21 protein-coding genes and 1 pseudogene are annotated in these 19006 nt (G+C 69.3%); 8 read left to right on the top strand and 14 right to left on the bottom strand.

Annotation, left to right across the window (positions count from 1 at the left end):
- The 6 genes and pseudogenes from ACIBNA_RS43605 to ACIBNA_RS43580 form a co-directional block, all read right to left on the bottom strand.
- A pseudogene (locus ACIBNA_RS43605) lies at nt 1-335 on the bottom strand (ferric reductase); the annotation flags it as partial.
- Between the two features lie 292 nt (nt 336-627).
- Entirely contained in the window at nt 628-2133 is a 1506-nt protein-coding gene (locus ACIBNA_RS43600) for an ATP-binding protein (protein ID WP_399170938.1), read from the bottom strand.
- 29 nt (nt 2134-2162) lie between these two features.
- Nucleotides 2163-2906: a response regulator transcription factor gene (locus ACIBNA_RS43595; protein ID WP_399170936.1), complete on the bottom strand. Its 744-nt coding sequence runs from the start codon at nt 2904-2906 to the stop codon at nt 2163-2165.
- 368 nt (nt 2907-3274) lie between these two features.
- Nucleotides 3275-4108, bottom strand: coding sequence for a hypothetical protein (locus ACIBNA_RS43590; protein WP_399170935.1), 834 nt, complete (start codon nt 4106-4108; stop codon nt 3275-3277).
- Nucleotides 4089-4448, bottom strand: a complete 360-nt coding sequence (locus ACIBNA_RS43585) for a hypothetical protein (RefSeq protein ID WP_399170934.1) — start codon at nt 4446-4448, stop codon at nt 4089-4091. The genes ACIBNA_RS43590 and ACIBNA_RS43585 overlap by 20 nt, the downstream gene beginning before the upstream one ends.
- 112 nt (nt 4449-4560) lie before the next feature.
- Nucleotides 4561-4773, bottom strand: coding sequence for a hypothetical protein (locus tag ACIBNA_RS43580; protein ID WP_399170933.1), 213 nt, complete (start codon nt 4771-4773; stop codon nt 4561-4563).
- A gap of 498 nt (nt 4774-5271) precedes the next feature.
- On the opposite strand from ACIBNA_RS43580, the gene ACIBNA_RS43575 reads away from it, so the two are divergent.
- Nucleotides 5272-5637 (top strand): DUF4440 domain-containing protein, encoded by a 366-nt coding sequence (locus tag ACIBNA_RS43575; RefSeq protein WP_399170931.1) that lies wholly within the window; start codon nt 5272-5274, stop codon nt 5635-5637.
- A gap of 121 nt (nt 5638-5758) precedes the next feature.
- On the opposite strand, the gene ACIBNA_RS43570 is transcribed toward ACIBNA_RS43575, so the two are convergent.
- From ACIBNA_RS43570 to ACIBNA_RS43560, 3 genes are all read right to left on the bottom strand, one after another.
- Nucleotides 5759-6154: a DUF6336 family protein gene (locus ACIBNA_RS43570; protein ID WP_399170930.1), complete on the bottom strand. Its 396-nt coding sequence runs from the start codon at nt 6152-6154 to the stop codon at nt 5759-5761.
- A 33-nt stretch (nt 6155-6187) separates the two neighbouring features.
- Nucleotides 6188-7012, bottom strand: a complete 825-nt coding sequence (locus ACIBNA_RS43565; protein WP_399170929.1) for a hypothetical protein — start codon at nt 7010-7012, stop codon at nt 6188-6190.
- Nucleotides 7013-7287: 275 nt separating this feature from the next.
- On the bottom strand, nt 7288-8160 hold the full coding sequence (locus tag ACIBNA_RS43560) for a helix-turn-helix transcriptional regulator (RefSeq protein ID WP_399170928.1): 873 nt from the start codon (nt 8158-8160) through the stop codon (nt 7288-7290).
- 206 nt (nt 8161-8366) lie between these two features.
- On the opposite strand from ACIBNA_RS43560, the gene ACIBNA_RS43555 reads away from it, so the two are divergent.
- Together ACIBNA_RS43555 and ACIBNA_RS43550 are read left to right on the top strand one after the other, a co-directional pair.
- Nucleotides 8367-9218: an oxidoreductase gene (locus ACIBNA_RS43555; RefSeq protein WP_399170927.1), complete on the top strand. Its 852-nt coding sequence runs from the start codon at nt 8367-8369 to the stop codon at nt 9216-9218.
- 411 nt (nt 9219-9629) lie between these two features.
- A complete protein-coding gene (locus ACIBNA_RS43550; RefSeq protein WP_399170925.1) occupies nt 9630-10193 on the top strand; it encodes a hypothetical protein in 564 nt (187 codons plus the stop codon).
- An 89-nt stretch (nt 10194-10282) separates the two neighbouring features.
- On the opposite strand, the gene ACIBNA_RS43545 is transcribed toward ACIBNA_RS43550, so the two are convergent.
- The 3 genes from ACIBNA_RS43545 to ACIBNA_RS43535 all read right to left on the bottom strand — a co-directional run bounded on the left by ACIBNA_RS43545 (nt 10283) and on the right by ACIBNA_RS43535 (nt 11982).
- Complete coding sequence (locus tag ACIBNA_RS43545; RefSeq protein WP_399170924.1) at nt 10283-10969, bottom strand: hypothetical protein; 687 nt, start codon at nt 10967-10969, stop codon at nt 10283-10285.
- Nucleotides 10970-11221: 252 nt separating this feature from the next.
- Entirely contained in the window at nt 11222-11758 is a 537-nt protein-coding gene (locus ACIBNA_RS43540) for a hypothetical protein (protein ID WP_399170923.1), read from the bottom strand.
- A complete protein-coding gene (locus ACIBNA_RS43535; RefSeq protein WP_399170920.1) occupies nt 11755-11982 on the bottom strand; it encodes a hypothetical protein in 228 nt (75 codons plus the stop codon). Before ACIBNA_RS43535 ends, ACIBNA_RS43540 begins: the two co-directional genes overlap by 4 nt.
- Before the next feature lie 562 nt (nt 11983-12544).
- Here ACIBNA_RS43535 and ACIBNA_RS43530 point away from each other — a divergent pair.
- Both ACIBNA_RS43530 and ACIBNA_RS43525 read left to right on the top strand, forming a co-directional pair.
- The gene (locus tag ACIBNA_RS43530; RefSeq protein WP_399170918.1) at nt 12545-13573 is read left to right on the top strand and encodes a tyrosine-type recombinase/integrase; all 1029 of its coding nucleotides are present in this window, start codon (nt 12545-12547) and stop codon (nt 13571-13573) included.
- Nucleotides 13570-13893 (top strand): helix-turn-helix domain-containing protein, encoded by a 324-nt coding sequence (locus ACIBNA_RS43525; RefSeq protein WP_399170917.1) that lies wholly within the window; start codon nt 13570-13572, stop codon nt 13891-13893. The genes ACIBNA_RS43530 and ACIBNA_RS43525 overlap by 4 nt, the downstream gene beginning before the upstream one ends.
- Before the next feature lie 968 nt (nt 13894-14861).
- Here the strand turns inward: ACIBNA_RS43525 and ACIBNA_RS43520 are convergent.
- Nucleotides 14862-15566 carry a hypothetical protein gene (locus ACIBNA_RS43520; protein WP_399170916.1) on the bottom strand — a complete coding sequence of 235 codons (705 nt, stop codon included), beginning with the start codon at nt 15564-15566 and terminating at the stop codon, nt 14862-14864.
- 145 nt (nt 15567-15711) lie between these two features.
- On the opposite strand from ACIBNA_RS43520, the gene ACIBNA_RS43515 reads away from it, so the two are divergent.
- Nucleotides 15712-16284, top strand: a complete 573-nt coding sequence (locus ACIBNA_RS43515) for a hypothetical protein (protein ID WP_399170915.1) — start codon at nt 15712-15714, stop codon at nt 16282-16284.
- Here the strand turns inward: ACIBNA_RS43515 and ACIBNA_RS43510 are convergent.
- Entirely contained in the window at nt 16167-17054 is an 888-nt protein-coding gene (locus ACIBNA_RS43510) for a helix-turn-helix transcriptional regulator (RefSeq protein ID WP_399170914.1), read from the bottom strand. The two genes, ACIBNA_RS43515 and ACIBNA_RS43510, sit on opposite strands and share 118 nt — an antisense overlap.
- A 242-nt stretch (nt 17055-17296) precedes the next feature.
- On the opposite strand from ACIBNA_RS43510, the gene ACIBNA_RS43505 reads away from it, so the two are divergent.
- On the top strand, nt 17297-18061 hold the full coding sequence (locus ACIBNA_RS43505) for an SDR family NAD(P)-dependent oxidoreductase (protein WP_399170912.1): 765 nt from the start codon (nt 17297-17299) through the stop codon (nt 18059-18061).
- 92 nt (nt 18062-18153) lie between these two features.
- Nucleotides 18154-18996 (top strand): SDR family oxidoreductase, encoded by an 843-nt coding sequence (locus ACIBNA_RS43500; RefSeq protein WP_399170911.1) that lies wholly within the window; start codon nt 18154-18156, stop codon nt 18994-18996.
- The last annotated feature ends 10 nt before the right edge of the window (nt 18997-19006 follow it).

Genomic DNA, 19006 nt, shown 5'->3' with positions numbered 1-19006 from the left:
AGCGTCAGCGAGATGGTGTAGCGGCCGCCCAGCGCGTGCCAGCGGGCCAGGCGGTCCGAGCCGGCCGTCCGCTCCAGCAGGGGAAAGCGGGACATCAGCGCGAGCAGCACCGCGCAGGCGTAACCGGCCAGCAGGCCGGTGACCCGGCCGGCGTTGGTCAGCCATCCGGCGACGCCGACCACCGAGGTGGTGTCGATCCACCACAGGCCCACCACCGCTGCCGCCCCGGCATAGATCAGCAGTTGCGCCACGACCACAACTGTGCGGGGGGAGGGTATGGCGGGCTGAGGGGGACGGGTCCTGGCCCGGCGGCTGTATGCGAATGTGGTGGCCACGGGACTCCTCTGGTCGACTCGCGGTGCCGTGTGGCGGATCGACGCCGTGTCGACGTGGTGATGCGTCGTGTGGTGCGTGTGTGTCGGCCACCTTTCCAGCGGAACTTCTGGAAAGCCTCTGAGCGCTCCCCTTCACTCGCCTTTTCAGAGAGAACTCAGAACGTCTCCCGCTCCATGTGACGGTGCAGTCGGGATACGGCAGCACCTCGATATTCCACCTCTCGGACGGCCGCGGCCCGCACCGAACGTTCGGGCGCGTGCGGGCGACGCAGAGCCAGTGGTGGGAGAGGCGTTATGCGAAGGGAGGTTCCGCGTCGTTGTGGCGTGTGGCGTGGTCGCCGGGAGGTGAGGCCGGTGGTAGCCGCAGGAGGAATGTCGTGCTGCCGGAGCGGCTGGTCAGAGTGATCGTGCCGTGGTGCGCGGTGATGACGGCGTCGACGATGGAGAGGCCCAGGCCCGTGCCGCCCGTCCTGCGTGAGCGACCGGGGTCGGCCCGGGTAAAGCGGTGGAAGATGTCCGCCTGGAAGGCTTCGGGGATGCCCGGGCCATCGTCGCTGACGGCAAGTTCGGTGTGGTCGGTGTGCGCGGTGAGGGACACCGTGACATGGGTGCCCGGCGGGGTGTGGAGGCGGGCGTTGGACAGCAGGTTGGCCAGGACCTGGTGGAGAAGGTGCTCGTCGCCCTGTACGACGACGGGTTTTTCCGGCAGGTCCAGCAGCCAGTGGTGGCGCGTTGACAGGGTGCGGGCGTCGTCCATCGTGTCAAGCGCCAGGCGGGTGAGGTCGACGGGGTCGCGGGCGAGTGGGCGGCCCGCGTCCAGGCGGGCGAGGAGGAGAAGGTCGTCGACCAGGCCGCTCATCCGCTGTGACGTGGCGGCGATGCGCTCCAGGGAGTGCTGTACCTCTTTCGGCAGGGGCCCGGGATGGCGCAGCGCGAGGTCGGTGTGGGCGCGGACGGTGGCGATGGGGGTGCGCAGTTCGTGGCTGGCGTCAGCGGCGAAGTGCCGCAGGCGCTCTTCGCTGGCGTGACGTCGGGCGAGAGCGTCGCCGATGTGGCCGAGCATGCGGTTGAGGGCCGTGGCGACCTGGCCCACCTCGGTGTCCGCGTCGCTGTGGGGGACGGGGGCGGGCATGGCGACCTCTCCGGTGGCCAGTGGCATGTGGGTGACCTCGGTCGCCGTTTTGGCCACGCGTTTTAGGGGTCTGAGGGAGAGCCGCACCCAGGCGGCGCCTGCGGCGGCGGTGGCCGCCATGGCCGCGCCGAAGACGGCGGCCTCCACGATCTCCAGCCGGTGCACGGTGTCCTCGACGGGGCGCAGGGGGAGCCCGGTGACGAGGACGTCGCCGTCGTCCCCGCGGACGGCGACCAGGCGGTACCGGCCGTCCAGGGCGGACAGGTGGACACTGCGGCCGCCGCCGTCCGGTGGCAGCGCGGCCAGGGCGCGCCGGTCGGCCAGTGTCAGGTGAACGGCGGCGTCGGTGTCGTCCTTGACCAGGGCCGCCTGGGTCGCGTGGCCGGCCAGCAGGCGGGCGCCGAATGTCCCCTCGGCCTGTCCGCGGGTGTCGGGGACGTTGTCGGCGTCGGGATGCTTTTCGTGCTCGAGGCTGGCCGCGAACCGGCCGCCGGTGGCGGCGAGCTGCTGGTCGACACGTCCGACAAGGAAGCTCTCCAGGGCGACGACGGTCGCGACGCCGACGACCGCGCAGGCCACCGCCAGCAGCACCACAAGCCCGGCGGTCAGCCGCAGCCGCAGAGACACCGGCCGGCGTGCGCGCCGATCGGCGAGCCGTCGGCGCAGTGCGGCGGGTGGGCGAGGCCCGCGCCCCGTCACGACCGGTCCTGCTTGAGGACGTAGCCCACACCACGCACTGTGTGGATCAGCGGCGCCCGCCCGGCGTCGACCTTCTTGCGCAGGTAGCTGATGTAGAGCTCGACCACGTGGGCCCGGCCCCCGAAGTCGTAGGACCACACGCGGTCGAGGATCTGTTCCTTCGACAGCACCCGGCGCGGGTTGCGCATCAAGAACCGCAGCAGTTCGAACTCGGTGCGGGACAACTCCACGACCCGGCCCGCCCGGGTGACCTCCCGGGCTTCCTCGTCCATCACCAGGTCCCCGATGACGAGCCGCGGCGCTCCGGCTTCGTGCAACATACCTGCCCGGCGCAGGAGCCCCCGCAGCCGGGCCAGCACCTCTTCAAGGCTGAAGGGCTTGGTGACGTAGTCGTCGCCGCCCGCTGTGATCCCCTTGATCCGGTCCTCGACGGCGTCTCGGGCGGTCAGGAAGAGCACGCATACCTGCGGCAGTCGGCGGCGCAGGGCGTGCAGCACCTGGAGGCCGTCGACGTCGGGCAGCATCCAGTCCAGGACGACGGCGTCGGGGCGAAAGCCGTCGGCCGTCTCCAGCGCGGCGGCGCCGTCACCGGCGCTGCGGACCTCCCAGCCCTCGGCGCGCAGCGCCACGCCCAGAACCTCCGTGAGGTCGGGTTCGTCGTCCACCACCAGGACGCGGACGGCTCCGCCGTCGGGCCTGCGTAGCGGAGCAGGAGAGATGTGGTTCGGTGTGGTGCTCATGATGCGTCCAGCATCGCGCCTCGTCGGCGGCCCCGGGCGGGCGGGTACCTCTGAGTTTGTTCTGAATTTCGGGCCTGGCGGACGCTGACTTGCCGCCTCCCAACCCAGCACCCCGCAGTCTGCTGCTGGGACGCCTCGATGCCCACGAGCCGCCTGCAGTACACCCGCCGCAGCGCCGCCCCTGCGGCCGCGTTGATGGGTCTGCCAGGCGCGAGGACCTGGCGGACATGGTCGCCGCCGACACCCCGCTCGGGCCGGAGCAAGCCGACGCCCTCCCCCTCGCCCGCTCACGCAGACGTCCCGCCGTCGGCATGCCGCGGTTCCCCCCGCATCCGGGAGGGACCGCGGCCGCGCGCTGGGGATGTCGGTCAGCGGTGGCGGAGTTCCCCAGCCCAGTTCCGGAGCTGGTCTTCGAGGACCAGGTTGTCGCCGCGGGCCACGGTCTGGAGCAGTTGGGCGCACACGATCGCTTCGGCGACGAGGCCGGCCGGGCTGCCGAGCACGGGGAAGGCGTCGCGGACACGGGCGGCGACGTCCGGCTGGAGCAGCGAGTAGGCGTAGAGCGTGGCGGCGTCGAACCCCTCCGGGGCCTGCCCCCAGCCTTCCCAGTCCAGAAGCCGCAGAGGCGCGGTGAGGTTCGCCCAGTGCAGGTCGGCGTGGACAGTGGTCCAGCAGGCAACGGCGGGGGCCGGGATGCTGACGAACTCGGGGATCGCCCGGTCCATGTACTGCTGACGTACGGCGACACGGTCAGTGACAGTTGCCGACACTTTCTCCAGCGTCTTGGTCAAGTCGGCCCACCAGGAGCCGGGCAGCTGGAGGTCGTGCTGGAGGATCGGGTCGTCGGACAGGAGGGGCTGGTCGACTCGGGCTGACAGCTCCGCCCGGTAGGCGGTGCCGTCGTCGACGGCGTCATGCACGCCCAGGAGCTCGGGCCGGTGCCCGTCGAGGTCGCCGAAGGCGTGCTGTGCGTCCAGGGCGCCGTCCCACAGCTTCCCTGACGCCTTGGCCTCCGGGGCGGACACCAGCCGCAGCCACGCCGGGGCGCCGGCGGCGGTGCGGGCCGGGGCGCCCAGGGTGCGCCCGGCCCACCCCCAGAACTCGCCGCCCGGCTCGGTCTGGACGTCCAGGGCCTTCGCGGCGCGGGCGTGGTGGGTGCGCATGCGCTGTTCGGTGTCCGGGTCAGGGGGAGGCGAGTACATGAGCGATCTCCCGCAACTTGGCGGCGGTCAGGGAGGGTTGGGCGACGGCGTCGGCCGCGTCCCTCCAGTGTGGCGTACTGGAGGCCGCGATGAGGACGTCCGTCACTCCTGGGCATGACGCGACGGTGAGGAGGCACGCCTGTGCTGGGGTCAGGCCGGGCCGGATGAGGTCGGCGAGCTCCTGGCCGACCATGCCGGGGAGCTCGCCGCCGTGCAGCGGAGCTGAGGCCATCACCCGCAGGCCCACGCCCACGGCGGCCGGGAGCGGACCCCGGCCGTCCAGGGCCTGGACGATCGGCGTCATCATCACCAGGCTGACCGGCAGCTGGACCGCGACCACCGAGCACCACCACGAGCGCGCCGTACGCGACTTGTGGGACGCCCTGGCCGCCTGAACCCGAGACCACACGCCGAGGGACCGCTGTGCGTGGCACGTCCTGGATGCAGAGGCGCTATCGGTCGCCCTGGTGCGGAAGCTCCCAGCCGTCGGGAGTCGGATGCTGGGACGGGACGACGGTGGTCGTGGCCGCCAGGACGTTGCCGTCTTGGTCGTCCTGAATGCCCTGGTACACCACAACTGGAAGCATGGCGTACCTGGGCAGGCCGAGAGCTTCCAGTTCATCCGCAGTCGCGCCGCGTGCTGTGATCTGTCGTTCGACGCGCATGCATCCGGGAATCACTGGTGCCGGGGAGTCCTCTCCTCCGCGACTGATGGCGGGGTTGATGCGGGGCTCCTGTGCGGTCACCGGGGTCTCCTGGGCTGAGGACATGGCGGGCGATCCGAGCCGCCCGGCCTCTGGCCACTACATCGACCGTGCCGAAGGCCGCGGTCACCGCCTCGACGTCCATGTCGTCGATCCCGTCGAACACGAGAGAGTCCCAGAACGATGCGTCGGTCTGCATGACCAGCACCGTCACCGGCCACAGCCGACCACGATGGAGACAGTCGCAGACCTGACGGGGCGTCACTGTCGCATGTCAACGGCGGGGCGTACGCGGTCTCACGCGAACCCCAACCCTCGCAATCGAACACCACGGTGACCCTCCGCGACCGCTCCCCAAGATCTGTGCCAGAACCGAGTTTTGACGGCATCGCCGTGCCATCGCTGCGTCGTGTGATCAATTCGCTGCGCCTTGGCAAGCAGCGTCCGTAGGGTGCCCGCATGATGGATGAGAGTGAGCGGGCCGTGCAGGCGGCCATCGACGGGGAGATGGAGCTTCTCGATCCCGATGTGCGTGCTTCCCCGGCCCGCGTCCTGGAGCTCTTGGACCCGGAGTTCACCGAGATTGGGGCTTCCGGACGCCGGTGGGATGTGGAGTCGATCCTCACGGTGACGAGCGGCGGCTCGGTGGCCCCGGAGTCTTCGGTCAAGGTCAGTGAAATGTCCGGAAACGTCCTCGCTCCGGGCATCGTTCATTTGACGTACTTCGCAGACAACCAGGGCCGTCGGGCATGGCGGAGCTCTTTGTGGCGTCTGACGGCGTCGGGCTGGCGGATGTACTTCCACCAGGCCACTTTGACCGGATGAGCGGGTGGGACCGCCGCCCGCAAGGGCGCGGCGGCCGCCCAGCCGAATCGGGCGGCTTCAGCTGGCTGGCGCTTCCGCTCGCGCGGGGGTGCCCAGAGCGCCCGCGCCGGGCGCGTGTGGCTCAGTTACCGTACAGCCAGCTGCCGTACTCGGCGCCGTCCACGAGGAAGTGCAGACAGAAGGCGCCGGGGAACAGCACCAGGGCCAGCACCCCGACCCGTAGCAGGACCGGGGCTGCGACCGTGATGGGCCCGGCCTGGCCCGTGACGGTATGCCAGTCGCGGCAGCGCCGGATGTCGCCCCCGCAGGTCCACCAGAAGAAGAGCCCGAGGAGGATCCCCACCACGGCTGTGAAGGCGGCGAACAATCCGACGACGCCGAGAAACGTCCTCCGGGCACCGAAGAACAGGGAGGCCACCCCGAACAGGGGCACGGCGGCCAGCCCGTACAAGGCCCCACGCGCCGCCACGTCCCGGATCCGGAGCAGAGGTCGGATAACCGCGTCCTCGGTGCGCATACTCGGCACCGTAACCCAGCCGCGCCGCCGGGATCACACCGCCTCCGGGCAGCCCTCGGCTTGAGCTTCGAGTTGCGCGCAGCCCGACAATGAAGGGCCCGTACAGGCAGGGTCGTTCCGGGCCTCGATCTGCGCCGGTACTTCGCGTCTCACCACTCGCCGCGGCCCAGGAGCATCGTGTGGAGGCAGGTGGCGCCGGTGGCCGGGCCTCCACCGCCGCAGGCAACGTACCTTTACGTCTTTCGAACGGGTGAAGGTCTTCATCTCTGCGCAACCACCGGACCCGGGTGCGTGTCCTGCACAGGCGACACCACCCGCCTCAACCATGGGAAGCCCGCTCTTGCGCAAGAACCTCGTCACGGCTGCCGCTGTTGCCGCCGGCGCGCTGACCGCTTCGCGCAGGTATTCGAAGGTCAGGGAGTCTTCGACGGTCTTGCTCAGAACGACGTTCTTGATCCGTACTCCCCTTCTGATGCATCGCAGGTCCAGGGGCCTCGAGTGCTGGATGTTCACGGGGGTCAGGGCGGTGTAGGGCTCGGCCGAGAGGATCTCCTCGCGGGCGAAGAAGGCCAAGGCGTCGATCCTGCTGCGGATGGAGTCCAGGTTCTCGATCTTCTCCACGACCGGCGCCGGGGCCGGTGCGCATTCCTGTTCGGCGCGGAGCGAGGCGACCAAGTGTCGGGCCTGGGTGACGGCGCGCATTTCGTCATGCAGTTGTCTCAGTCGCAGGTCGGCCAGAATATCCACGACCAGTTCCGGATTCCCGGGCAGATATCCCCCCTCCCGGCCTTCCCCCAGAACGGCCAGTGCGGTGAGCCGTCCCAGCGCCGCCCTGACTTCCTCGGGGCAGACTTCCAAAGGCCGACACCAATCCGGACGACCCCGCGCCGGAGATCATCATCGACACCATCCCGGATAAAGCCTGATCCGCCCGCGGAGCCATCGCGCGTCTACGGCTCCACCACGGCACCAGGTGCGTCGGCGTGGGCGCATAGCGTGCCATGCCGCACATGATGGGCATCTGCGTTCCTCCCGGCCGCGGCCCTGGCCCGTGACATCCGGACAGGCTCGCCCACCCCGGCTCATGGGACGCAGCCACTGTGGCCGACCGCTCCTCGCGGACCGGCGGGCGTCTAATGATCTGCGTGCTGCCCGTGCGAGGGCTCGGGCTGCCGTATCCACGCGGCCAGTAGCCGAAGCGCCTCTTCGGAGCTGGAGCCTGCCTCGGCCGTGTAGACACTCAGCCGCTGGTCCGGGTCGGCAGGCAGGGTGAGGGACTCGTAATTGAGGGTGAGCGGGCCGACGATCGGGTGGTGGAAGTGTTTGCTGCCATGCGTGTGCCGATACACGTTCTGGTCGGCCCACCAGCGGCGGAAGTCCTCATCCGCGATCGAGAGTTGGCCGACGAGTTCGGCCAGCAGTGGATCGTGGGGATGACGTCCGGCGTCGCGCCGGAGCGAGGCGACAATGTCCTGGGCGTGGGTGTCCCAGTGGGTATACAGCGAGCGGGCGGTCTCGTCACAGAACATGAACCGCACCAGGTTCCGCTCGCGGTGCGGCAGCGCGTCGAAGTCGGTGAGCAGCGCACGTGCCATCTGGTTGGACGCAAGTACGTCCAGTCGCCGCCCCAGCACAAGGGCGGGGGTGTGCTCGAGGATCCGGAGCAGGTCGCGCAGCCCCTGGCGGACCGGCTGCGGCCGCGTCACCGTGCGGCGGGGCCTGCCTGCGGCGGGCTTGGCGAGCTGGAACAGATGGGTGCGTTCGACGGGATCGAGGCGTAGCGCGCGGGAGATGGCGTCCAGCACGGTCTCGGAGACGTTCAGTCGGCGTCCGCGTTCCAGGCGTACGTAGTAGTCGACGCTCACGCCCGCCAGTTGCGCGATCTCTTCGCGGCGCAGTCCTGGCACTCGCCGAGAGCCGCCGTCGTCGGGCAGGCCCGCCTGGCGCGGGGTGATCCGTGCCCGCCGAGAGCGGAGGAACTCACCGAGAGCTGTGTTGCGGTCCATGCCGTTCACGATAGGGCCCAAGACCGTCCCGACGGCCCGCGAAAAGGGGGACTGGCAGTCCCCCGGTCCGGCTGTCCCCGGGGTGAAGCGGACCCCCTGGAAGTCGATCAGCAGCCGATTCCGGTGCTGAAGTGGAACGTGTCGAGGCCGACCGGGGCCTAACCGCCCCGGTCGGCCTCTGTTCGCATCGCACGAAGGGAACTCCTGTGTCGGACACCAAGACATTCCTGATCACCGGCGTCAGCACCGGCCTGGGCCGCGCACTCGCGCGCGCGGCGTTGGCCGCGGGCCACCGGGTGGTGGGCACGGTGCGCACGCCCGCCGACGCACGGGCCTTTGAGGCGCTCGCCGGCGACGCGCACGCCCGCATCCTGGACGTGACCGACCATGACGCTGTGGACACGGTCGTGGACGAGACCGAGCGCGACCTGGGCCCGGTCGACGTACTCGTCGCCAACGCCGGATACGGCCATGATGGCCTCTTCGAGGAGTCGTCGATGGATGACCTTCGCCGTCAGTTCGAGGTGAACGTCTACGGAACCGTGGCGGTGATCAAGGCCGTGCTGCCGCACATGCGGGAGCGCCGTTCGGGCCACATAATCGCCGTCACCTCGATGGGCGGGCTGATCACCATGCCGGGTCTCAGCTTCTACCACGGCAGCAAGTTCGCGGTGGAGGGCATCCTCGAAACGCTCGGCAAGGAGGTCGCCGGTTTCGGCATCCGTGTCACCGCCGTCGAGCCGGGTAGTTTCCGGACCGACTGGGCCGGCCGCTCGATGATCCGCGCACCCCGTGTGATCGCTGACTACGACGAGCTGTTCGAGCCGCTGCGCGCCCGGCGCATCCACGGCAGCGGGCACCAGCCGGGCGACCCGGACAAGGCCGCGGCTGCGGTGCTGCGAATCGTGGCGGCCGACCAGCCGCCGACGCGCCTGCTGCTCGGCACCGACGCGCTTCAGCTCGTTCAGGCCGGACGCGACGCCTTCGAGCGCGACATGCTGGCATGGGCCGAGCTGTCAGCCTCCACCGACTTCGACGACGTCAACCGGTCCGCCTAACGTCACTCGCTGTCGGGCCCCCAGCGCGGGGCCTCGACGGCGGCCGTCATCACCAAGCTGGCCCGCTCTTGATCCACCACAGCCGGACCTGCTCGTAGCCGTTCACGCCACCCAGCGCCTCCTGGTAACCGGGTGTAGGTTAAAACTCAAGCTCATCGAGGTCGCCGTCAGCGTTGAAGGTGCGGAAGAAGGAGCCATCGGGGCGCACGACGTAACGCCAGGCGGAGGACTGTGACATGCGGGTTCCCTTTCGGGGTGGAGCGTGACGCGAACGGCCACGATCCGCCCGCCTGCTCGCCAGCGTCAAGCGGGCTAGCGTCCTGCCAGCCGACTCGTCGACTCATCGGCCGTCCAGGTGAGCCTGCGCCCCGGCTCGGTGGTCCGGGCGTCTGGGGGCTTTAGCGTGCGGCCATGGAACGCACCCCGATGCCCGAGCCGCTGCGGCAGGCAGTTCACCAGCTCGTCTCTGAAGCAGTCATGAACTGCCAGGAGGTTCTGCGCTACACCGAGCCCGATGTGTCACACGACTGGAAGCGGATGACGCTGTACCGGGGCACGGACGCGGCGGACACGCTGGACATGACATCCATGCTGGTCGCCGCGTACTGCCAGCGCACCGGCATGGCCATGGACACGCTCGCGTCGTACCTCCAGACCCGGCAACAGCGCAGCCGGGCGGCCGGACCGAGGGACTCGGACCGGCACGAACTCGCCGGGATGCTCGGCGGACCGCTTCCCCCCGAGAACGATGACAACGCCCGGCTGTGGTTCTCATGGGGCCAGGGGTATGCGGAAGGAGGGCTGATGTCGACGGCCGATGAACAGCGGCTGTTCACCGAGGCCTGCTTGCACGGACTGCGCGCGCGCCTGTGTGACGACGTCGACGCCCTGGACAGTTACCTGCCGCCGCACCTCGCGCAGCTCGCGCGGAAGGTCGCCGAAGTGCTGGTGGAACCGCAGCCGGCCACCGCGTGACACGTGACGCTCGCTGTCGTTGAGCAGCACGACTCCATATGCCGGGCCCCGAGGATGTCTTCTCCCCCGGGGCCCGTGGTGTAGCGGGATCAGGTCAAACCGGAGGCTTCGATCCGCTCGTCGAGGACCAGGGTGTGGCCGGGCTTGCTGGCAGATCCTGGTTCCAGGTCTTCGAGCCATCGGCTGATGCGGGCGTGGAGCGGGCCGCAGGCGGAGCGGTTCGGGTCGAGGTCCATGAGGGTCTTGTAGGGATTCCGGCTGTAGGCCCCATCCCAGAGTCTTTCGAGGATGGCGACCAGGTTGTCGCCGGAGACTTCGACAGTCTGCATCCCGTTTTCGTGCTTGGTGATGCGCCCGGGAGTGAGGTTGGGATTCTTGGTGAAGGCCACATCCTTCTTCGTGGGGCCGGGCACGTCCGAGCCATCTTGGGCAACGCTGGTGAGCCACTCCGGCGACCACGTGCCGAAGGCCCGCCGGGCAAGGAACGTCCAGGTGTCCTCGTGGCAGGTCAGAGACACGTCCGAGATGGTCGCGGCCGTTCGCAGCACGCCCAGGTGTGCTCGGTAGAGATAGCGGTACGTCTCGTCCGCGCGAGCCTTCTCCTCCGCTGTGCGCTCTTCCTCTTCCGCCTTCTTTTCCAGCTCCGCTGCCTCCCTCGCCTTGGCCTCTTCCCGGTCTTCCTCTCTCCAGCGCTTCTCCTGCTCCCACCGCTCGGCCGCGATGGCCCTCTTCTGCTCCTGGTTCGCCTTCCACTGCTCCACCAGAACCTTGAACACCCGCAACCCTCCTACGCGTTGTGACATTCGATGATCCCGTCTGGCGTCCTCTTGGCGGTGCTGGTTGAGGAAAGCCCCCAGGTGGGTTCCGGCCACATCAACGACAGATAGCCGATCGCCCTACGCCGCCACTCGAAGAGCGCGCTATCCACCGCGATCTCGACAGGGACGTCGTCGGCCCGGGAACAGGTCCCGCTCCGGCAGCCGGGACGGACCTGCCTGTGCCCGGCCCGGGCCGGGGTGTTGCCCGCGTCAGGTGGCGCATGGCGGCTTGGTCGGGATGGGGGTGAGGTCACGAACGTGGCGGATGAGCAGTGTCTTGGGGAAGGGGATGACGCCGAGGTCGGGATGGTGACGCTCGACGATGTAGTCGGCGACGCAGCTGGTGAAGTCCTCGGTGAGGACGGGCGCGGCAGTTCGGTCGCCAAGCAGTTCATCCGGCGTGAAGCGGTGCAGGGCTAGCTGGCGGCCCCAGTGCTCAGCGTCATGGAACTCGCCGCACTGAGAGTGGTCGAGGAAGAGGCAGTACTCGGCGGCGTCATCCCCGGCCCCGGCGGCGAACTGCCACCAGAACCGTGCCCCATCAGCGTCGCCGCACAAGTGCAGCAGGCAGCCGAAGGTTCGGGCGCCGGCCTCGTGGGCGAAGTGGTCGTCGATGAAGTCCGCGAGGTCGCGCTCCGCCGTCGGTGACAGCAGCAGGAGCAGGCTGACGGCCTGCAGGTCCCCCAAGGCGCGGTCAATGTCCGCTGTGCTCGCGCCGGGAGGGGTCCAGGCCGGCGGATGCGTCATGAGCGTGATGATCTCTGGAGCGCTTCGGCTCTCGCCGCCGTGGAAGGGGCAGGTGCGCCCGTTCCGATCGAGTTGTCCTCGCCGCGGGCGGTCAAGGTGAGTCCGGTGCGTTCTCCGCACTCCAGGCAGATCACCGGCATCCGGGAGAAGAAGTCGGCGCTGCGGAGGATGTAGTCCGCCGTACCGGCGGTCCGCACCTCGTACTCAACCGCGTCCGTGTCCATCTGCGCCCGTCCTGCGACCAGTTGGTCCCGCCATCCTCTCGGTTGCGCACCGATCTACGCCACTCCCCTGTCCGGTGCCGGTCGGGGAGTGGCGGCCGGACGTCGGCCGCAGCTGGCTGCCTACTGTGGGGACGTGACGACGTCTTCCGATGACGCTGCCGGGTCTCAGCCGGTGCCCGTGCGGGTCGTGCTGCCCGCCGACCCCGTGCTGAGGACCGAACCGCAGGAGGTCATCGCGCGGCTGTGGAAGCGGCGCCAGACGGAGACGGGCTGGTTCTACCTCGTAGGGCTGCCGTCGTACCGAGTCCGTGAAAACAGGATGAATTGCACTGGCTGCAACATCCCGCAGGTCGATCAAACTCTTATTACTACTGGCCGAGCGCGGTGAGGCCGGTTTCGCCAAGAGTTCACTCTTGGCGGTGACCTGGCGGGCAAGAGGTCGCCGCAACAATGTTGCGTTAGCTACAACAGCTTGGTGGTTACCGAAGCCCCGGGGTCAGCACGGCTCGTTCTGGCCCGAAACGTGGTTCACCTCGACCCGGCATCAGCGGTGTTCGAGGGAATGAAGGAAGGCTGGGCTCGTCAGCAGGCGGCTCGTTTCCTGAAGGCCAAGACGATCGACCCGCGGCTGCGTCTGGTGGAGCGCTTGGAGGAGTTCACCGGCCTGTATCCGTGGCAGTGGACGCCAGCGGAGGGCGAGGCCTTCGTCGCGCACCTGCGCAGTGGGGCGGAGCCAATCCGAATGTCCACGGCACGCACGTACGAGGTGGTGATCGCACTCTTCCTGGAGTACCTGCTCGACAGGCGATACGGCTGGGTCGAGACCTGCCTGGAGAGGTTCGGGCAGACTCCGCAGGAGGTCTTCCACGAGGGCAACTCGGTGCTGCACACCGTGGAGTACGAGGCGGACCCGCGTCGGCGCCCGCTGGACTACGACGAGGTCCAGGCGCTGTTCGATGCGGCCGACGCACGCCCGACCAAGGTACGAGGGCCGGGCCGCAAGGGTGCCCTGACCGCGCTGCGGGACGCAGCGGTGCTGAAGACGATCTACGCCTTCGGCACCCGGCGCACCGAGTCGTCCCGGGTCGACCTGGTGGATCTGCGGCGCAATCGGAAAGCTCCGCAGTTCGGAGCGTACGGCAGCATGATGGTGCGTTTCGGGAAGTCCTCGAAGGGCTCACCGCCCAAGCGACGCACCGTCCTGACCGTCCCGGAGATGGACTGGGCGGTCGATGTCCTCAACGAGTGGATCACCGAGATCCGGCCGCACTTCTCACCGGGCCGGCACCCGGCGCTCTGGGTGACCGAACGAGTCGGACGGCTTTCGCCCCGCTCGATCAAGGAAGCCTTCGTCGCCGCCCGCCAGGACGCGGGCCTGGACGAAGACCTCGACCTGCACTGCCTGCGCCACAGCTACATCACCCACCTGACCGAGTTCGGCTATCCGGCCCGGTTCGTACAGGAACAGGTTGGTCACTCCCACGCGGCCACCACGGCCATCTACATGGGTGTCTCGAACGAGTACCGCAATCAGTTGCTGGAGGCTTCCATGAGGGACCGCCTGGGCGCCGACTGGAGTGTGACGGTGTGATCAGGAAAATGGGCTACCAGTGGAAGCTGCGCCAGCTCATGGCCGAACAGGGCATGTTCCAGACCTCGGACCTGGTCCCGCTGCTCGCCGAGCGCGGCGTCACGCTGTCGCGCGAACACGTCTACCGGTTGGTCACGCAGCCGCCGCAGCGGCTGAGCATGGACACCCTCGTCGCCTTGTGCGACATCCTGAACTGCACGCCGAACGACCTGATCGAGCCGGAAGTCGTCAACGCGCAGGTCCGCAAAAGCGCCGACGGGACGCCGGGCCCGGCCCCGGCGCCGCGGCGCACTGTCATCCGTCGGCCCGGACAGTCGTGAGCTACCGCACCCCGCGGCAGCGGGAAGCCCAGAAGCAGTTGGAGAGCATCCGCGCGTGGGTTCTGGACCACCTGTGTGCGGCTGTCGGGCCAGGGTTGACGGTCCGGGCCGTGCAGGTCGCCATCGAGCAGGCGAAGGGGTGGGGGCCCATGCCGGTTCGGGAGCTCGCCCGGTATCTGGAGCAGACGCCGGACGCCTTGACCGTCCCGGTGGTTACCGGCCCGCTGAGTGTGGTCCGGCTGCGGTACTTGTTGCACGACGCCGGCCACACGGAGAAGGTCACGAAGGTGACGTGCGTCCGCTGTGGGCGCACGGATCCGCTGCCCAGCGAGCGTTCAAATGAAGGGCGTTGTTGCGGCTGGTGCTGGGCCCGGATGCACTTCCGCTCGTGCGGGCGCTGCGGGCGGGTCGACCAGATCGTCACTCGCCGCCAGGACGGGCAGATCTGCCGACGCTGCTACCGCAGCGATCCCCTGGTCGTCGCAGAGTGCGCAAGGTGCCATCGGATGCGGCCTCCGGGGTACAGGCAGGAGGACGGGACGGCTCTGTGCTCCAACTGCGCGCCGAGGACCAAGAGGAAGTGCGTCGGCTGCGGCCGGGTGCGCAAGGTCAACGCACGGACTCCGGCAGGCCCCGTCTGCGGCGCCTGCTACGAGGGGCCGAAACGCCGGTGCGGCGTGTGCGGCGAAGTCCAGGAGATTGCCGTGCGGGCCAGCGACGGGCAGCCAGAGGTCTGCATGCGTTGTTACCGCGGCCCGAAGGGTGAGTGCAGCGTCTGCGGCCGGTGGCGTCACGGCGGACAGGTCGGCCAGCGGGGCGGAGCGTTCCACTGCCGTTCCTGCTGGCCGCGTCCGATCCGCACCTGCGCCCTGTGCGGCCACGACCGGCGCACCAAGACGAACTGGCCCCTCGGGCCGGTCTGCTCGGGCTGCTACCAGACCCGGCGTGCGACGCCAGCGCCCTGCTCCTCATGCGGTGCCCGGCGCATCATGATCGGCCGCGCAGCCGACGGCAGCGAACTCTGCGCCACATGCTGCGGACGCGATGACCCCGGCGCACGATGCAGCAGATGTGATCAGCCCGGTGATCTCTCCGCCGACGGCCGGTGTCCCCGCTGCGTCCTGAGCGAGCGTGTCCGTGATCTGCTCAGCGGGGACAACGGCGCCGTCCCGGACCATCTGCAAGCGATGGCCGACGCCCTGAACAGCGCGGAAAATCCCTACCCCGTGCTGGGCTGGCTGCGCCGCAGCCCCTCCGCCAAAGCCCTCGCCCAGCTCGTCGACCGGGCCGAGCCTGTCACCCACGAACTGCTCGACGCTCTCCCGCAAGGCACCACCACCCGGCACGTACGCTCCCTTCTCGTCATCGCAGGGGTCCTGCCCGAGCGCAATGAACACCTCGCCCGCCTGGAACGATGGGTGACCAGCGAACTCCCCCGGCTTCCTGGCCACCAGGCCACGATCATCCGGCCGTTCGCCGAGTGGCACGTGGTCCGCGACGCCCGCCGCCGCGCTGCCCGCGGCCGCTACACCTACGGTGCCGCCTCCGGTGACATCAAGGACATCCAGGCCGCCATCAGGTTCCTGACCTGGCTCGACGAACGCCAACAGGAACTGGGTTCCTTGAACCAAAGCGAGTTCGACCTCTGGCTCACCATCCACCCGACCCAGCACGTCGTGATCGGTTCCTTCATCCGCTGGGCCACGGCCCGGCGCCTGACCGGCCCACTCGAACTGCCCAGGCGGGGCCGCCCGTTCGCCATGAACTTCCAAACGGCCGACGAGTACGACAAGCAGCTACGGCACGCTGCCCCGCGAGGTGCACATCATCGGCGCCCTGGTCCGGCTCTACGCCCTACCTGTCACCAAAATCATCGACATCACCACAGACCGGTTCCACCAGGACGACACCGGCTCCTACCTCACCATCGACCGGCACCCCGTGCTGCTCCCGCCCACGCTGGGCCGGCTCATCAAAGACCAGATCGCCCAGCCCCGCACCACCACCCGGATGCGCCGCGCTCTCGACGAAGCCTCCCCCTACCTGCTGCCCGGGAAATTCCCCCACCGCCCCCGTAACCCCCACGGGGTGGGCAACCTGCTCAGACAGCACGGCCTACCAGTCCTCAGCGCCAGGAACACCGCCATGATCGAGGCCGTCACCACGCTGCCGCCCATCGTCATCGCCGACCTGTTCGGCCTGCACCCCTCCACCGCGGAGACATGGGCCAAATACGCCAACGACAGCTGGACCCACTACCTCGCCGCCCGTGGTCAGCCGGCTGAGTCAGTCTTCTCCTCACGGGCGTGCGGCCCGGTGGCCGAAGTACCGGTCCAGCTGGCAAGAAGGCCCAAGGCTTCGGCGGAAGGGGACGCGGGTTCCGGGGTGTAGATGGTGAGGGTCTGTTCGGGGTCGCCTTCGACGGCCAGGACCACGTAGTCGAGGGTGAGGTCACCGACGAGCGGGTGGTGGAGGCGTTTGGTGCCGCTGGTGTGAGCGATCACGTCATGGTCGGCCCACATGCGGCGGAAAGCGTCGCTGTGCAGGGACAGCTCCCCGATCAGCTCGGTGAGCTGCGGGTCGTCGGGGTGACGTCCGGCGTACAGACGCAGCATGGCCAGGCAGTCGCCGGCGACCCGTTCCCAATCGGCGTACAGCGTGCGAGCGGCCTCGTCGAGGAAGACGAAGCGGGCGAAGTTGCGCTCGCGGCGGGGCCGGGCTTCGAAGTCGGTGTAGAGGGCGTGGGCCAGCCGGTTGGCGGCCAGGACGTCCGTGCGTCGCCCTTGGACCACCGCGGGGACGTTGAGAGAGTCCAAGGTCCGGTAGAGAACCGGGTGGACCCGCTGCGGGGCGAGGGGGCGCCGGCGGCGGGCCCGGGTGGCGGTTGGCTGGGCGAGGTCGAAGAGGTGGGCGCGTTCGGTGTCGTCCAGGTGCAGGGCGCGGGCGACGGCTTCCAGGACGGTTTCGGAGACGCCCTGGGTGCGGCCCCGCTCCAGACGGATGTAGTAGTCGACGCTGACGCCGGCGAGCTGGGCGACTTCCTCGCGGCGCAGCCCCGGCACGCGGCGGGCGCCGCCGTGCGGGGCGAGGCCGGCCTGTTCGGGGGTGATCCGGGCCCGGCGGGTGCGCAGGAACTCACGGATCTCGCTGCTGCGGTCCATGGGTCCACCGTACGGCGGCCCCCCGCCCGCCGGGGCCTCGGAAGGGGGTACTGGCAGGCCCCCGGAAGAGCGGTGCCCTTTACGGCGGCCCACGGGGCGTTCGCGGGTGGTTGCCTGGATAGCGGGCCCGGTGCACGGCACTGATCATTCGAGAAGTACGCGCCGTGACGGCCGTCGGCGATCGTCGCTGCCGCTGCCCGCCGTCTGCCCTCACGCCGTACGTCTCAAGAACAGGCCCCCCCATGACTTCGAAACTGACCGGCACCGTCGCACTCGTCACCGGCGCGAGCAGCGGTATCGGTGCCGCCACCGCCCGCCGGCTCGCCGAGCAGGGCGCCTCGGTGGCGCTCGTGGCCCGCCGCAAGGACCGCCTGGAAGCCCTTGCCGCTGAGATCGAGCAGACCGGTGGTACCGCCGCGGTACTGGCAGCGGACATCACCGACCGCCTCCAGGCCGAGGGCGCCGTACAGCAGGTCGTCGACCGGTTCGGACGGCTGGACACCCTGGTCAACAATGCTGGCCTGATGCTCCTGGGCCCCGTCGTCGGCGCGGACGCCGAGGAGTGGGACCGCATGATCGCCATCAACGTCAAGGGCCTGCTCTACACCACCCGCGTCGCCCTGCCGCACCTGCTGAAGGCCGCAGAACAGGATCCGCGCCAGGTCGCCGACATCGTCAACATCGGTTCCTACGCCGGCCGCGTGGCGAGCAAGGGCTTCGGCGTCTACAACGTCGCCAAGTTCGGCGTGCACGCCTTCACCGAGTCCCTGCGCCAGGAAGTCACCCAGCGCCACGTGCGCGTCGGTGTCCTCGAGCCGGGCGCCGTGGAGAGCGAACTGGGCACGCACAACAAGCCCGAAGTCCGTGGCGAACTGATCGACCCCTACTTCGAGGGGACCGAGGTCCTCGCCGCCGAGGACATCGCCGACGGCGTCGCCTACATGGTCACCCGTCCCCGCCACGCCGCCGTCGGCGAGCTGTGGATCATGCCCACCGAACAGGCCTGAGCAGTTCCACAGCCTGGCCTCCCTGGCCGACGTAACCGTCAATCCCCCCAACCCACCGGATGCCGCATGCGGCACCCGAAAAGGAATCCCACATGAGCAAGGTCATTTTCGTCACCGGTGCCGGACGCGGTCTCGGCACGGACATCGTCCGCCAGGCCCTCGCGGCCGGGCACCAGGTCGTCGCCACCGGTCGCCGTTCCGAGGAGGTCGAGAAGACCCTGGGCGGTCCGCAGGACAACCTGCTGGTCACCAAGCTGGATGTGACCAGCCTGGACGACGCGCACGCGGCCGCACAGACCGCCGTCGACCGCTTCGGCCGCATCGACGTCCTGATCAACAACGCCGGGAACTTCTTCGCCGGCTACTTCGAGGAGATCTCCCCGGAGCACATGCGGCAGCAGATCGAGACCAACCTCTTCGGCCCGATGAACGTCACCCGCGCCGTCCTGCCCGTCATGCGCAGGCAGCGCGACGGTCACGTCATCACGATCTCCTCGCTCGCAGGCCAGGTCGGCACGGAGTTCACCTCCGCCTACGCGGCCTCGAAGTTCGCCGTCGAGGGCTGGATGGAAGCCCTGCACCACGACATCAAGCCGTACGGCATCCGCACCACCATCGTCGAGCCCGGCTACTTCCGCACCGAGCTGCTCGTGGACGCCTCCACCACCTGGCCCGAGCCGACCATCGACGACTACGCCGAGCGCACCACCGCCACGGTCGAAGCCTGGAAGAGCATCAACGGGCAGCAGCCCGGCGACCCCGCCAAGCTCGCTCACGCCCTGCTGACCCTCGCGGGCCAGGACCAGCCGCCACTGCGCTTCGTCGCCGGCGCCGACGCCATCGAGGGCGTCACGGCCAAGGCCCAGGAGCTTCTCTCCCAGGTCGAAGCCTCCCGAGAACTGGGCGGCAACCTCGGCCACGACGACGCTGCCTGAGCGTCGGCCG

Origin of the sequence: Streptomyces sp. NPDC050164, from assembly GCF_044459945.1 — a bacterium.
GTDB classification, from domain to species: domain Bacteria; phylum Actinomycetota; class Actinomycetes; order Streptomycetales; family Streptomycetaceae; genus Streptomyces; species Streptomyces coeruleorubidus_A.
The sequence above is the reverse complement of the archived record's forward strand: the minus strand, read 5'-3'. Positions and strand labels throughout refer to the sequence as shown.

Excerpts from the sequence above, each read along its gene's own strand:
- ACIBNA_RS43595 (WP_399170936.1), bottom strand. The coding sequence starts at position 2,906 with ATGAGCACCACACCGAACCACATCTCTCCTGCTCCGCTACGCAGGCCC.
- ACIBNA_RS43590 (WP_399170935.1), bottom strand. The coding sequence starts at position 4,108 with ATGTACTCGCCTCCCCCTGACCCGGACACCGAACAGCGCATGCGCACC.
- ACIBNA_RS43580 (WP_399170933.1), bottom strand. The coding sequence starts at position 4,773 with ATGCGCGTCGAACGACAGATCACAGCACGCGGCGCGACTGCGGATGAA.
- ACIBNA_RS43575 (WP_399170931.1), top strand. The coding sequence starts at position 5,272 with ATGATGGATGAGAGTGAGCGGGCCGTGCAGGCGGCCATCGACGGGGAG.
- ACIBNA_RS43570 (WP_399170930.1), bottom strand. The coding sequence starts at position 6,154 with ATGCGCACCGAGGACGCGGTTATCCGACCTCTGCTCCGGATCCGGGAC.
- ACIBNA_RS43560 (WP_399170928.1), bottom strand. The coding sequence starts at position 8,160 with ATGGACCGCAACACAGCTCTCGGTGAGTTCCTCCGCTCTCGGCGGGCA.
- ACIBNA_RS43550 (WP_399170925.1), top strand. The coding sequence starts at position 9,630 with ATGGAACGCACCCCGATGCCCGAGCCGCTGCGGCAGGCAGTTCACCAG.
- ACIBNA_RS43540 (WP_399170923.1), bottom strand. The coding sequence starts at position 11,758 with ATGACGCATCCGCCGGCCTGGACCCCTCCCGGCGCGAGCACAGCGGAC.
- ACIBNA_RS43535 (WP_399170920.1), bottom strand. The coding sequence starts at position 11,982 with ATGGACACGGACGCGGTTGAGTACGAGGTGCGGACCGCCGGTACGGCG.
- ACIBNA_RS43530 (WP_399170918.1), top strand. The coding sequence starts at position 12,545 with ATGAAGGAAGGCTGGGCTCGTCAGCAGGCGGCTCGTTTCCTGAAGGCC.
- ACIBNA_RS43510 (WP_399170914.1), bottom strand. The coding sequence starts at position 17,054 with ATGGACCGCAGCAGCGAGATCCGTGAGTTCCTGCGCACCCGCCGGGCC.
- ACIBNA_RS43505 (WP_399170912.1), top strand. The coding sequence starts at position 17,297 with ATGACTTCGAAACTGACCGGCACCGTCGCACTCGTCACCGGCGCGAGC.
- ACIBNA_RS43500 (WP_399170911.1), top strand. The coding sequence starts at position 18,154 with ATGAGCAAGGTCATTTTCGTCACCGGTGCCGGACGCGGTCTCGGCACG.